11 protein-coding genes and 1 pseudogene are annotated in these 13,485 nt (G+C 61.9%); 8 read left to right on the top strand and 4 right to left on the bottom strand.

The genetic code is table 11. The features are described 5' to 3' along the window. Positions 1 to 37 precede the first annotated feature (37 nt). Complete coding sequence (locus ACU0AG_RS15015) at positions 38 to 832, top strand: Rossmann-fold NAD(P)-binding domain-containing protein (protein WP_482783092.1); 795 nt, start codon at positions 38 to 40, stop codon at positions 830 to 832. 109 nt (positions 833 to 941) lie between these two features. Here the strand turns inward: ACU0AG_RS15015 and ACU0AG_RS15010 are convergent, their stop codons facing one another. Both ACU0AG_RS15010 and ACU0AG_RS15005 read right to left on the bottom strand, forming a co-directional pair. Next, the gene (locus ACU0AG_RS15010; protein WP_482783091.1) at positions 942 to 1,853 is read right to left on the bottom strand and encodes a DMT family transporter; all 912 of its coding nucleotides are present in this window, start codon (positions 1,851 to 1,853) and stop codon (positions 942 to 944) included. Next, a complete protein-coding gene (locus ACU0AG_RS15005; RefSeq protein ID WP_482783090.1) occupies positions 1,850 to 2,869 on the bottom strand; it encodes a threonine aldolase family protein in 1,020 nt (339 codons plus the stop codon). The genes ACU0AG_RS15010 and ACU0AG_RS15005 overlap by 4 nt, the downstream gene beginning before the upstream one ends. A gap of 64 nt (positions 2,870 to 2,933) precedes the next feature. Here ACU0AG_RS15005 and ACU0AG_RS15000 point away from each other — a divergent pair, with 64 nt between their 5' ends. Then, positions 2,934 to 3,251 carry a GNAT family N-acetyltransferase gene (locus tag ACU0AG_RS15000; RefSeq protein ID WP_482783089.1) on the top strand — a complete coding sequence of 106 codons (318 nt, stop codon included), beginning with the start codon at positions 2,934 to 2,936 and terminating at the stop codon, positions 3,249 to 3,251. Here the strand turns inward: ACU0AG_RS15000 and ACU0AG_RS14995 are convergent. Together ACU0AG_RS14995 and ACU0AG_RS14990 are read right to left on the bottom strand one after the other, a co-directional pair. Next, entirely contained in the window at positions 3,197 to 4,762 is a 1,566-nt protein-coding gene (locus ACU0AG_RS14995; RefSeq protein ID WP_482783088.1) for a PH domain-containing protein, read from the bottom strand. The genes ACU0AG_RS15000 and ACU0AG_RS14995 overlap by 55 nt on opposite strands. Next, positions 4,759 to 5,277 (bottom strand): PH domain-containing protein, encoded by a 519-nt coding sequence (locus tag ACU0AG_RS14990; protein ID WP_482783087.1) that lies wholly within the window; start codon positions 5,275 to 5,277, stop codon positions 4,759 to 4,761. The genes ACU0AG_RS14995 and ACU0AG_RS14990 overlap by 4 nt, the downstream gene beginning before the upstream one ends. A 131-nt stretch (positions 5,278 to 5,408) precedes the next feature. Here ACU0AG_RS14990 and ACU0AG_RS14985 point away from each other — a divergent pair, with 131 nt between their 5' ends. The 6 genes and pseudogenes from ACU0AG_RS14985 (at position 5,409) to ACU0AG_RS14960 (ending at position 13,175) form a co-directional block, all read left to right on the top strand. After that, positions 5,409 to 6,056: a glutathione S-transferase family protein gene (locus ACU0AG_RS14985; protein ID WP_482783086.1), complete on the top strand. Its 648-nt coding sequence runs from the start codon at positions 5,409 to 5,411 to the stop codon at positions 6,054 to 6,056. Between the two features lie 756 nt (positions 6,057 to 6,812). After that, complete coding sequence (locus tag ACU0AG_RS14980) at positions 6,813 to 7,886, top strand: HlyD family secretion protein (RefSeq protein ID WP_482783085.1); 1,074 nt, start codon at positions 6,813 to 6,815, stop codon at positions 7,884 to 7,886. Between the two features lie 170 nt (positions 7,887 to 8,056). Next, positions 8,057 to 10,276, top strand: a pseudogene (locus ACU0AG_RS14975) (peptidase domain-containing ABC transporter). A gap of 169 nt (positions 10,277 to 10,445) precedes the next feature. Continuing rightward, positions 10,446 to 10,790 (top strand): hypothetical protein, encoded by a 345-nt coding sequence (locus ACU0AG_RS14970; RefSeq protein WP_482783084.1) that lies wholly within the window; start codon positions 10,446 to 10,448, stop codon positions 10,788 to 10,790. A gap of 23 nt (positions 10,791 to 10,813) precedes the next feature. Continuing rightward, on the top strand, positions 10,814 to 12,754 hold the full coding sequence (locus ACU0AG_RS14965; protein WP_482783083.1) for an alpha/beta hydrolase: 1,941 nt from the start codon (positions 10,814 to 10,816) through the stop codon (positions 12,752 to 12,754). 100 nt (positions 12,755 to 12,854) lie between these two features. Then, positions 12,855 to 13,175 carry a hypothetical protein gene (locus ACU0AG_RS14960; protein ID WP_482783082.1) on the top strand — a complete coding sequence of 107 codons (321 nt, stop codon included), beginning with the start codon at positions 12,855 to 12,857 and terminating at the stop codon, positions 13,173 to 13,175. Positions 13,176 to 13,485 lie beyond the last annotated feature (310 nt).

Here is a 13,485-nt window from a genome sequence, read left to right as displayed (position 1 = left end):
TCTCGACTTCGCTCGAGGCGAACGGCAAGGGGAGGTCATGGCGCGAATGTTCATCTTTGGCCTCGGATACACCGCAAGCCGCATTGCCCATGCGCTGCGCGAGCGCGGCTGGCAGGTCGATGCCACAGGCCGGGCGGGCAATGTCGATTTCGACGATCCGGACGCGGTCAGGGCGGCGCTGGCAGGCTGCATCCACGTCCTGTCATCCGTACCTCCGGCGAGGGAGACGGGGGATGACCCGGTGCTCGCACGCTATGGCGCGGAGATTGCCGGCAAGCGGATCGGCTACCTCTCCTCCACCGGCGTCTATGGTGATCGCGCGGGGGCATGGGTGGACGAAGCGACGCCGACCATCGCGCAAAGCGGTGAAGGCCGCCGCCAGCCCCGCGCCGAGGCTGACCTTGCATGGATGGAGATGGGCGCACGGGTGTTCCGCCTGCCGGGCATCTACGGGCCGGGCCGCTCGGCGCTCGACCGCGTGCAAGCAGGGCAGGCGCGGCGGATCGACCTTCCCGGACAGGTCTTCAGCCGGGTCCATGTCGACGACATCGTTAGCGGCGTGGTGGCCGCAACCATTCAGGATGCGCCGCCGGGCGCCTACAATCTTGGCGATGATTGGCCATGCAGCGGCAATGCGGTCACCGAACACGCCTGCCACCTGCTCGGCCTGCCGCTACCGCCGCTGGAGTCGCTGGAGGAAGCCAACCTCTCCGCCATGGCGCGCGGGTTCTACATGGAGAACCGCCGCGTCGCCAACGGCAAGGCCAAGCGGGTGCTGGGGTGGTCGCCGAAATATCCGACCTATGTGGAAGGGCTGGCGGCGCTATTGTAGCTCGTCATTGCGAGGAGCCGAAGGCGACGCGGCAATCCATGGGTTGACGTAGAAGCCGGTTGCAACCGCTGGCCATGGATTGCGTCGCCTGCGGCTCGCAATGACGAAGCTACTTCTTCTGCTTTGACCGGAGCGCCAGCCCCATCCCCAGCAGCGCCAGCGCCATGCCGCCCGCCGAGAGCGCGTCCCACTTGAACCCTTCGAACAGGGTCGAAAGCAGCATCGCGACGCACACCGTCACGATGCCGTTATAGGCGGTCTTGCCCGCGCCAATCTGGCGCACCAGATTGTAGTGCAGCGGGAAGGTCACCACCGAACCGATGATCGCGAGATAGGCCGTGCCCGCCCAGAACGCTCCGTTGGTCGGCACCACCGGCGGGCCTGCGGTGAGGAACGCATAGCCCAGATCAAAGATCGTCCCGTACAGCATCGCCCATGCCAGCAGGCTGACCATCGGCACCCCGCGCCCGGTGGGATTGGCCTGCACCACATTGGCAATCGAGGCTGCCAGCATCCCGCCGATCGCCAGCACGATGCCGAGGCCGACGTTGCCACCGAGCGGTGCGGCATTCCATTCGTGCACCAGCAGCATCGCTACGCCTGTAATCGCCACAAGGCTGCCGCCGATGAAGCCGCCTTGCACCTTTTCGCCGATGAACACCTTCGCGAACACCGCATTGGGCACCATCAGCAGCGCGAACATCACCGCGACGATGCCTGAGGTGATGTGCTGTTCGGAATGATAGACGAACAGGAAATTGCCGCTGAACTGCGCGATGCCGACGCCCAGCGCCAACAGGTGTTCGGGCCGGTTCAGCTTCAGCCGGTTGCCCATCACCAACGCCAGCGCGAACAGCGCGGGCGTTGCCAGCATGAAGCGGAAGAACACGCTCCATGCGGCGGGCACATCGGCAATCTGGCCGGTGATCACGAACCAGGTCGATCCCCAGATCGTGCCGGTCAGCATGAAGGGGATCAGCACCTTTGGGCTGAGCATCGACGGCGCGGGTGCGGGGGTCATAGCGCGGCGATGGCCTTGCTGAGTGCCTGTGCATCTTCGTCGCGGGTGTTCCACGCGGTGACAAAGCGGGCCGAGTCAGCACCCCAATCATAGAAGGCGAAATCCTGCGCCCGCAGCGTCTCCCGCTCGGCAGTGGTAAGCCGCACGAACAGCTCGTTCGCCTCGACCGGGTGAAGCAGGCGATCCGCGCACCCTGCCGCCACCTCTTGCGCCGCCGCATTGGCGTGCGCGGCATTGGCGAGCCACAATCCGTCATCCAGCATCGCGAGGATCTGCGCCGCCAGATAGCGGCCCTTGCATTGCAGGTGCCCGGCGCGCTTGCGGCGGTAACGCACCTGCATGGCGGCTTCGGGATCGAACAGGATCACCGCTTCCGCCCCCAGCCCGCCGTTCTTGATGAAGCCGAAGGCAAGGCTGTCGACCGGGCCGCTCGCTGCCCGTGCAGCCTCTTCCGGCGATCCGCCCAGAAACGCTGCGGCATTGGCAAACCGCGCCCCGTCCATGTGGAGGCCCAGATGACGCTCGCTCGCAAAAGCACCCAGCGCGGCGAGTTCGGCGGGGGAATAGGTGCGGCCATATTCCGAGGCCTGCGTGATCGCGATGGCATGGGGCTGCACCTGATGCACATCGTTGCGGACCGGATCGATCAGCGCGGCGATACCGGCAGGTGTCAGCTTGGCGCCTTCGCCTTCTGCCAGCATCAGCTTGGCGCCGTGCAGGAAGAAGCCCGGTGCGCCGCCCTCGTCCACCTCGATATGCGCCTCGCGGTGGCACACCACCCCGCCGTGTGGCGCGCACATCGTGGCGAGCGCAAAGCAGTTGGCCGCCGTGCCGGTCGCCACCCACAGCGCGGCGCATTCGCGCCCGAACAGTGCGGAAAAGCGCGCATCGAGCGCCTGCGACAGCGCATCGCCGTCATAAGGATTGTCGGGCGTATCGGCGGCGCGCATCGCCTCCCACAGCCTGGGGTGGACGGCGGCGGCGTTGTCGGACAGGAAGGGCTTGGCGAGGGTCATGGGACATCGCCTCTAGCTGGCAGCGCCGCCATTACAAGCAGGCACAAGCAGGGAGTGAACGCAGATGGGCGAAGGACGCGCAAAACTCACGATCACCCACCATGTCGCCGGGCAGGGCGGGCGTTATGTCGTGGTGGTCGAAGGCGCTGCGGAGGAAGGCTATCTCGAATGGGAACCGGGCGGCATGATCGAAGGGCGCGAGGTGCGCGTGGCGGCGCACACCATCGTGCCCCGCGCCATCGGCGGGCGCGGCGTGGCGGCGGCGCTGGTTGAACGGATGGTCGATGATGCCCGCCGGCAAGACTTCGTGATCCGTCCCGATTGCTCTTACGTCGCCAGAAAATTCGCGGACAACCCCGACTGGTCGCCCCTCAGGGCCTGATCCGGCGCATCCTCCAGCGGGGCATCGAGCCGCGAATAATCGGTGCCGGTAATGGTTTCGAGCACGCTCGCCCGCAGCCGCCGCGCATCGTCGAGCGGCACGCCGGGGATCGCGAAACTGCCGCCTGCCAGCCCCAGATGCACTGTCGCATAGCCGCGCAGCCGTGCGACCGGCCCCTGAGCGATCTCGACCGAGTGGAGCTTCAGCCGCGTCGCGATCCGGCTGGTGGGGGACATCAGCCCGGTGGTCGAGACAATCTGCGCGTCGTCGAGTGCAAAGCGGCGGAACTCCCATGCGTAAAGGTTCGCCGCCACGGCCACCACGGCGGCACCCAGCGGCAGCAGGAACAGCCCTGTGGGCGCGAAGATCGCGGTCGGGACCGCAGCCAGAGCAAAGGGCAGGGCGCCCGCCACCATCCGGTCAGTGCGCTGGCGCTTGCTGGCGCGCTGCCAGCGGGTCTGCTCGTCGGGCAGACGGAAGCCCGCCGCGCCGACAATCGGGGCGATCTCCTCCATCTGCGCGAAGGGCGCGACCTGGTGACTTTCCTTCCCCGCATCCTGCGCCAGACTGACGAAGCTGAGCGAATGCCAGCCGAAGCGGTAGCGCACGAGGCCGGTGCCGATCACGATCCCCTGCACGCGGTGCGCGGGCATCACCACATCGGTGCGGGTCAGCAGCCCGCGCTGCCGCCGGAACCCGCGCGCCGAGCGGGTCAGGGTGAAGCCCCAGTCCCGCAGCACCGTGCGCACCACGCCGGTGGCAAACCCGACGAACACCAGCCCGATAAGCCCTGCCAGCGCGCCTGCCGCCTGCGCATAGGGGCCGAGCGTGGCGATGACGCTCCCCTGCTCCTCCAGCCAGCCGCGCCAGCGATCGACGTTCCAGACATCGAGATCGATCGCATTGTCGACATATTGCAGCAGACCGCCGAGCACCGCGAACACCGCCAGCGAAAATTCGAACAGGCCGAACGTTACCAGCCGCCGCGGGGTGAGGGCGTAGAGCACCTCGCCCTCATCCGCAGCGGCAGGCGCAGCCTCGGCGGCGCTCGCGGCTGCCCCCTGTTCCTCGTCCCGCCGCTCGCGCACCAGTTGCCGCAGACGCTCGCCCTCGGCAGTGGTGAGGTATTCGAGGCTGAGATCCTCGCCCCCGCCCGCTCCGGTTTCGAACTTCACCGATACCAGCCCGAACAGGCGCGGGAGCGGCTTGGCCTCAAGGCTCACATCCTGGATCCGTTCGTAAGGCACCGAGCGGGCCGAGCGGCTGAGGATGCCGCTTTCGACACGGATATCGGCCTCGCCGATGGTATATGTCAGCCGCCGCCAGCCGAGCCAGCTTGCACCGATGCCGATCGCCGCCGCCGCCAGCCCGACGCCGGTCGCGATCAGGAACCGCCCGTCGCCGCCGATGCCCGAAAAGGCGATGGCGATGGCGGGGATGATCGCGCTGCGGATGCTCGCCAGCGCACCGAGTGCCACGCTGACCGGCGCCGTGCGCCGCGGCCCGTTCACAGGCTCTCCCGCCGGATATGGGCGCGGATCGTCTCGCGCATGTCGCGTGCCAGTTCCTCGCCAAGGCCGGGCAGCGCCACAGAAGCGTTGTGGTTGCCCGCGGTGTGCAGCGTCAGCGTGGCAATCCCGAAAAACCGTTCGAGCGGGCCCTGCTGCACATCGATGTGCTGCACCCGGCCGAACGGCACCACCGTATCCGACCGGAACAAGAGCCCGCGCACCACCCGCAGCCGGTCCGCGCTGATCTGGTAGCCGCGGGCGTTGTAACGGCGCGAAGGCACGCGGATGATTAGTCCCAGCGCAATCAGCATCACCGTGCCTGCGATCGCCCCGGTAGGAAAGCCCGGCTGCCCGGCAAAGGCCCCTTCCAGCACCATGGCCCCGACCAGAAAGGGCACCGAGACCAGCCCTGTCTGCACCCGCAGCGCGCGGGCATAGCCGGGGTGCAGTTTCGTCAGCTCCCCCTCGTCATCAAGCGGCGGGCTGGCGGGCGTAAGCGGCGTGCTCTGATCCATGGTGCCTTAGTGGCGCAACACAGTGCGCCCGCGCAAGCGCTTTTCCGCTGCCGCCTAACGCATTTATGAGGGCGACGGACGGCCCAAGCCCTTCTACAACCGCCCGCAAAATCCATCGGGAGACCTGCGCCATGACCATCCTCCATTCCAGCCTCGGCCCCAACCCCCGCCTTGTGCGGATGTTCATGATCGAAAAGGGACTGGAGGAAGGGCGCGATTTCACCCGAGTGCATTATGACATCATCACCGGCCAGAACCGGCAGGATGCCGGCTACATGGCCAAGAACCCGCAAGGCACCACCCCGACGCTCGAACTCGATGACGGCACCTGTCTCACCGAAAGCTGGCCGATCTGCGAATTCATCGAGGAACTGCACCCCGAACCCAACCTGTTCGGCGAAACCCCGGTGGAGCGCGCCACGGTGCGCAAATGGGTGCGGCTGTTCGATCAGGAAGTGGTCGTGCCGATGACGATGGGCTTCCGCGCCGGTGCCGGCCGCCCGATGTTCGAACCGCGCATGAGCGTCGTCTCGACAGAGGCGGGCGCCGAACTTTCGGCCATGGCGGACGCAAAGTGGCGGATGTTCGACCGGATTCTGGGAGACAGCAACCACATCGCGCTGGGCCGCTTCACCTTTGCCGATCTGATCATCTTCGCCTTCGCCAATTTCGGCTTCACCGTGGGCTGGAAACTGCCGGACGGGACAGACAACCTCGCCCGCTTTGTCGATACCCACAACCAGCGCCCCTGCGCGGGCGTGTGGCAGCAGGCCGAATAGGCCTCGCGCTGCAGGTGACAAAGGTGACACCCTGTCACCTTTTGAGGCTTGAACAATCCCTATGTTTTTCATAAATATGCTCTGCCATCCACGCTGCGGACGGACAGGAGAAGGGGGCCGTGTTTGCCCCGCAGCGGTCCTGCGACCACCCCGCCAGCGATGTGAATGAGCCGGTCCCGGCTTTAACCGCTGGCAGGCGTGTAGGAAACAACCCCAACCCATCGTCGCCCCGTGCCTGAGGCGGGGCTTGGCTCGCTTCTCTTCTGTGGCACAAGAGGAAAAGCTTGTCCCCGGATCAAGTCCAGGGCGACGGTTGAGGTAATGGCGGCTTTGGCCTCGTTTCGGCCAAAACCGGACATTCTGGAAACGATCCCGAATCGGTCGAATGGCGAAGCTGCTTGCGGCATGAGTGGACTTCAGAAATGCTGCCGGTCCAAGATCGTGCAATTTGTGACTGGTGGAACCGAAGCATTGCGTCGTCCGGATGCATGCCACCATTCTGTTAGGCTCAGCATCGCGCGTTAGCAAAAAGTCCAATGCACTTGTGAGACGACTCCCGAGGCAATTGCCGACAACGAGGTTAACTGTTCGGCAAACAGTAAGTGAGTCCGGACTTCGAAATCATGCCGTCCACTGCCCTACAGTTTTTCTTAAGGGCAGCCCGTTTCGCAATTTTCTTCCTTGACTTCAGAGGCTTGGGCAGGCCTTATCAGCCGCGGACGCGGAGAAAACTGTTGCTCAAGAGGGTCGCACCTCATGTCGTCGCTATTTAGGGCAGAAGCACTCGCACATCATGGTAATCGCCTGCACGGCGACGTGGCGCTCTCGCAGCCGCTCTCCACCAAGTTATTCGTCGGCGCGCTGTTCGCCATCGTTGGGATCGCCGCCGTTTGGGTGAGCATTGGCACTTACGCCCGGATTGAAACCGTGCCGGGCATGCTCGTCACCAATGTGCCAAGCGCGAAGGTGGTAGCGCTGCAGCCCGGCGTGGTGAGCGAGCTTCCCGTCCGGGAGGGCCAGCTGGTCCGGAAAGGTGACCGTCTGCTGGTCGTCAACTCAGACCGCGAAGCGGCGGGCGGGGGCGATGTCGCAGGTCGTGGGCTCGGCGCTGTGGTAGCGCGGCAGCAACTCGCGCAGGCGCAGGTCGGCATGGCCAGCGGGATTGCTGCGGCCGAACGATCCCGCCTTGCAAATCTCATTTCATCGGCGGAGCAGCAGGCCCGCGACCTTCGGGACCAGATCGCACTGCAGGAGCAGTTGGTGGCTTCGAACGCAAAGATGTTCGAGCAGGTCACCGCTGTTGTCGAGCGTGGCTTCGTGAGCAAGGTCGAACACGAGCGCCGACGCCAGACGCTCCTGTCTTCGCAGCAATCCCTCGCAAGCCTTAAGCAGCGGCTGACCGCCACGTTGGGAGAGGCGCAGCAGGCGCGCGATGAGCTTGCGTCAGTCTCGATCAATGCCGAGCAGGGTATCGCGCAGATCCGCGAAAGCTTGCAGGCGCTGAACGCCGAGCAAGCCCGGCTCGAAGGCGAACAGAGCTACGTCATTACTGCGCCCATTGACGGACGGGTTACCGCATTGGCGGCAGGGATCGGCCGATCCGTCAATCCAGCCCGTCCTGTCATGGTGATTGTACCAGAGGGGGCGGAGCTGATGGCCGAGCTCTATGCTCCGACCCGCGCGGTTGGGTTCGTCGAGCCCGGCAAGGAGACCCGGCTCCTGTATGACGCCTTCCCCTATCAGCGCTTTGGGAGCTTCGGCGGCACAGTCGCCAACATTTCGCGCATCGCGGTCGATCCGCGTGAGACAGATATCCCCTTCCCGTTCTAGGAGCCGGTTTACCGAATCAAGGTCAGTCTCGACCGTCAAGCGATTGATGCCTTCGGCGAATCGAATCCGCTCCAACCAGGCATGACACTTCAGGCCAATATCGTGCTTGAACGCCAGACTTTCCTCGCATGGCTGCTCCAGCCTCTCCATGCCGTGCTGAACCGTACGTCATGAACAGCCCGCTCGACCTTGTGGAATTTTCCGGGCGACAACGGACCCCCTACATCCCCCAAGGCGAAGCAAGCGAATGTGCCCTCGCCTGTCTTGCCATGGTGGCCGGTTTCCACGGCTACAAGACCGACCTCATCACCCTGCGCCAGCGCTACGGGATGAGCCTCAAGGGCGCAAACCTCAAGCAGGTGATGCATGTCGCCGAGGACATCGGGTTCAATGCTCGGCCGCTGCGGGGCGAGATCGAGGACCTGCCGCATCTGACCATGCCGGCAATCCTGCACTGGAACCTCAATCACTTCGTGGTGCTGACCGCAATCACGGGCGGCATTCGCGGCAGGCGGTACCACATCCATGATCCGGCACGGGGGGCCGTCGTGCTCGGCGAGGCCGATGTCTCGCGCTCATGGACTGGTGTTGCGCTCGATCTGCTGCGCTCGGAGAGCTTCAAGCCAAAGATCGAGCAACGCCAGCTCAACATCACCCAGCTCTGGTCGAAGGTGACCGGCTTCTGGAGCACAATCCGCCAGGTCGTGCTGCTGTCACTGGTGATGCAGCTGGTGGTGCTGGCAACGCCGTTCTTTCTGCAGATATCGATCGATACCGTGTTTCCGGCTTTCGACAGCGACCTGCTGCTTATGTTGGCGCTCGGGTTTGGTGGGCTGACGGTTATCAACCTGATGGCGAACTGGCTGCGCTCGCTCATCCTGGTGACCCTGTCGAACTCCCTCGCCTACCAGGTGATCGTCAACCTGTTCAGGCACCTGATGCGGCTTCCACTCGACTACTTCGAGAAGCGGCATGTGGGGGACATCATATCGCGGTTCGGTTCGACCCAGCCTATCAGCCAGCTGATCAGCCAGGGGATGATTGCCGCCTTCATCGACGGGTTGATGGCAGTGCTGACGCTGGCGCTTATGTTCGTCTACTCGCCGGTGCTGGGCGCAGTGGCCTGCACCGCCCTTGGATTTTACATGGCCTTGCGGTTCGCATTCCTCCAGGCGATCAAGCTTCGCAATCTTGATGTCATCACCGCCACTGCAAAAGAAAACTCCCACTTCATCGAGAGCGTGCGCGGGATCGCCGCGATCAAGGCCTTCGGGCAGGAAGGCAACCGCCAGCGCCTGTGGCAGAAGAGCAAGGCCGATGCGGTCAACGCGCAGGTCAAGCTCGGGCGGCTGACTGCAGCGTTCGACGCGCTGTGTCAGTTCGTGATCGGTGCCGAGCGTGTGCTGTTCGTCTATCTCGCCATCGGGCTTGCCTTTGAAAGCGTGCTCACCGTCGGCATGATCTTCGCCTTCCAGGCCTACAAGCAGCAGTTCCTCGATGCTGGCATGCGGCTCACGGAGCAGGCGATCAACTACCAGGTCGTCAAGGTCCACCTCAGCCGCATTGCGGACATCGCGCTATCGCCCATCGAGGAAGGCGATGCCGAGAAGAGCAATGAGGAGCCGGACTTCATCAAGCCGCTGATCCTCGACCGCGTATTCTATCGTTATGGCACCAACGAACCGATGGTGCTGAACGGCGTGAGCCTGAACATTCAGCTCGGTGAGTTCATTGCCATTACCGGCCCCTCGGGTGGTGGCAAGACCACGCTCATGAAAATTCTCATGGGTCTGTTCGAGCCGACCAGCGGTTCGATCCGGCTCGGCGACCGGCCGATCTCCTCCTAGCGCAAGGGGAAGTATCGCCGCTCGATCGGCTCGGTTGCACAAGGCGACATGCTCTATGCAGGCTCGCTGGCCGAGAACATCGCCCTCTTTGACCCCGAGATCGATATGGAGCGCGTGCGCGAGGTTGCCCGCATGGCGCAGATCGATGGCGAGATCGAGAAGATGCCGATGGGCTACGAGACCCTGGTCGGCGATATGGGCTCGGTGCTGTCCGGTGGGCAGTTGCAGCGCGTGCTGCTCGCCCGGGCGCTTTATCCCGAGCCTAAGGTGCTCATCCTCGATGAGGGTACTGCCAACCTTGATGCCGAGAACGAGCGCAAGATCCTTGATGTGCTCCGGTCGCTCAGGATCACCCGAATTGCGGTCGCTCATAGGCCGGCGACGCTCGAAGCGGCAGGGCAGGTCTATAGTGTCAAATCGGGAACCCTCAGCGATCTGCTGAGTGCGAACAATGCAACCCTGCTCGCCAAACTTCGTGCGGTCGGTCCCATCTTTGCAGCGCACCTTCCCACTGATGGAACAGATGTAGTGTCAACAGAATAGCCAGGGTCCTTCCGCGCCACCTTGGCTTCCTGTCGCAAGGCGTGGTCACCATCGAAAGGAAATGTCATATGCTTGAAAAAAAGTCATTGACGCAAGAGGCTTCAGGCTTCTCGACGCTACTGAGCTGGATTCTGTGTCCGGCGGTCAAGATGAGACCACTACGATCACTGTGACAGCCGACAGACCTGATGATCCGTGGGTAACCAGTGTCAGTCCTGACGATCTTGCGCTTTTCGGTAATTTCCTCAGCGGGATCAATTTTGACCTCGGTGACACGATCGGAGTTTATGGCCCGCCCGCGGAGGGCACGACGTCCGCGCCCGATCCGGATGAAGACTATAGCTTGCCCGAAGCCGAGCAACCAACCGTACCTCCTTCGGAGATTGAGGAGCTCATCGACAATGTGGCCGATATCGTGGCTATTGAAGATGGCTATTTCTTGGTCGAATTCAGAGACGGGTCTCGCGTAGGCTTCAATTCCGATGGCGGAGTTAGGGTAATTTATCCGTATTGATGAAACCCCTGAGGGAACGTGTAATGAAAATTCGCGATATCTTTTTCATTGTTGGGGCTTGCCTCGGCTTGTTTGCATCCGTTGCGCGTGCGGAAAATCTTGAAGAATACTCGAAGCTCGCGCTGGAGCTCCGCACGTTCCCTCTAACCCTGATTTCCGCTGAAGGAGAAATGTACAGCTCTTCCAGCGAAGGAATGCGGGGTGAGGCGCGGCAATTTATTGTTCGTGATCAGGCAAACAAGCTGATCGGGCTACCTGAAGCCGCGACACTCTATGCCGTTCCCGAGCAGCCTGGAGGATACCTCGTCAGGGGCAGGGTTGCGGGACAGACAACAGTCTGGAATGCCGTATTGACCGACGGCGAACTTAGGCTCGGACAGTCTGTGACATCGGTGCCCAATGAAAGTGCAGTAATTGCGCTCGGCCATGGGATATTTGCGGCTCATCGCCTTGACCGCAACACTGATGGGTATATCTACTTTTACGACGTCGATAGAAATGCCGAACCTGTGAAGCTGGCAATCGGCTACAACGCAAGAGCGATTGGTGCGGTTATTCACCCTGTGAGCGGCGAAGTCGGAATAGCAATATCGCCGTGGAGCAACTCCAATCATGTCGATCTTTACTTTGCGTCTTCGAAAGAGATAAAAATCCAGTTTCCACCTGTTGTCAGTGTTTTCGATGCTTCTGATCGAGGTATACTTGTTGGCGTTAGACGACGAATATGTGAGAATGACCCTGGATCACCGGAGGGTTTGTGCAGTCCAGATCTGTTTATTGTCACGCCCCCGAAACAAGACGCCCAATATCAGCGCGAGGATATTGCAACTTTCAGGCACGTTGCGATCCAGGTCCCAAACGTAACTTTTGGTTTCGACAATCCGCTTAAGACAGACACCGACTTCAAAATGGTTGGTGACCGCCTTCTGGTTATCGCAAGGAGGGGACCGCAACAGGAAGTGCTGGAATTCAGCCTGTTGCAACGGATTGACCCTGTGGTCAGGATGCCGATGGAAGACGGGATCGAATTGCAGTTTGGTGTCGCAAGCGGCCCGATTGGCAAGGAAACCGTGACTGTCACTTCAAGGTCGTATCTGAGACCCTTGAAGACCATGGGCATCCAGATGGGTTCCGGTGATGTCAAGTTGGCTTCCGAGGGGAAACCGTTTCAGCGAATAGAAGCGCTTGATCTCGCAGTAAAAACCGTCAGCACGAGGGTGACTGAAGGATTACCGCCATTCACGCTTGTTGGTAAACGCAGTTCCGTGGAGAACGGGGTTTGTGCCGGTGGCCCGGCTTTGATCGAGGCTTATGGTGCCTCACGCGTGCCGTTGGACCCGTTCAATGTGCTCGGACTGGTCCCCAGCCTGTTCGACCACGAAGGGGTATATGTCGCTGCTCACATTGGCGGGAGTGGAGGATTTGGCCAACCGTGGGGGCAAAGGGGCAACTACGCTGAGGCGCCCCGTCAAATCGAGGAGATGGTCAATCTTATTGACGAGCTCCGTAGGAAGGGATGCAATGAGATCATTGTGACCGGCCAGAGCTTTGGCGGAAACGTGGCGCTGAGAGCCGGGCTATTGCATCCCGGAAAGGTCGATCGGATCATTGCCGCAATTACTCCTCTTGATATTTCAAAGGAGTTTGCAGTTGGCAATCGGGCGATCAGCGCGCTTTTGCCTCGCGACTGGTCAAATGTCGGTGCTGCTGAAATCGCAGCAGTTTCCCCCCGTGCTCTAGCTCTGCAGGCGACGGATCTGTCGAGCTTGTCGATCACTTTGATACAGGGAGAATTCGACGATCAGATATCGACCGGGAAGGACGAATCAAGCATTCAGGCAATGCGCGAAAAAGGCGCAAAAGTGAGATTGATTGTACAGCCCGGTCTTGGACACAGTCGCTTTGTTACGCCTGAGCAATGGTCGCAATACTGGTTCAACGTCGGGCAGGCACTAGCCGACTGAGATCGAATCTGCGCAGACAAACGCTTCTTCTGACAGATGACAATTGTAATTCAGGGACGCGCTGAGCACTTGCCCTTCGAAAATCAGTCGTTCGATGCCGATGGCAATTTTGACTATCAACCATTGGCCCGACGAGGCTGCGGGCTTGCGCCAAATGAGGAGAGTGACGCATGAGCCAATTATGCGGCTTACCTTTGATCCTTCGCACCGGCCGTGGTTGGAAGACTACCTGCCCGAACTGATGACGCTCGACGCACGTCAAATGGCCAAGATGCCCCTTTATGCCGAATGGCTCACCTCGGTGACGATGGAGCCAGTCTTGGTTCCGCATGATTGCACGGACGGTTTCCTGTCCGCTTGTTGGTGCCGGATGGAGGCATATCTGGACCAGCGGATCAGGTCGGGGAGCTCTTCGATCTGATCGCTTCAGGGGCTGGAGCAGGGCCTTGCGCGATTGTCGGATGATCTGGAAACCGGACAGTGGGACACCAAGCACGGACATCTTCGCGATCAGCACGAATATGATGTCAGATATCGACTGGTGATAGGCAATCTTCCGCCTTTCGCCTCTCCACCCACGAGCCGCCATGAGCCGGGCTGAGGCGCGATCCCAAAAGCGGCGTGGCGGCTTTGCCACGCTCGCGAAAAATTCCTGTCCTTCAGCAAGCGACCCCATCTCAGTCATAAGCTTGGTCGTTGTGCGAGCTCTACAACGGAAACTTCGCCTCAGG

The organism is Erythrobacter sp. RANMB8 (assembly GCF_056848235.1).
Note: the sequence above shows the minus strand (reverse complement) of the source record. Positions and strands in the feature narration are given on the sequence as shown.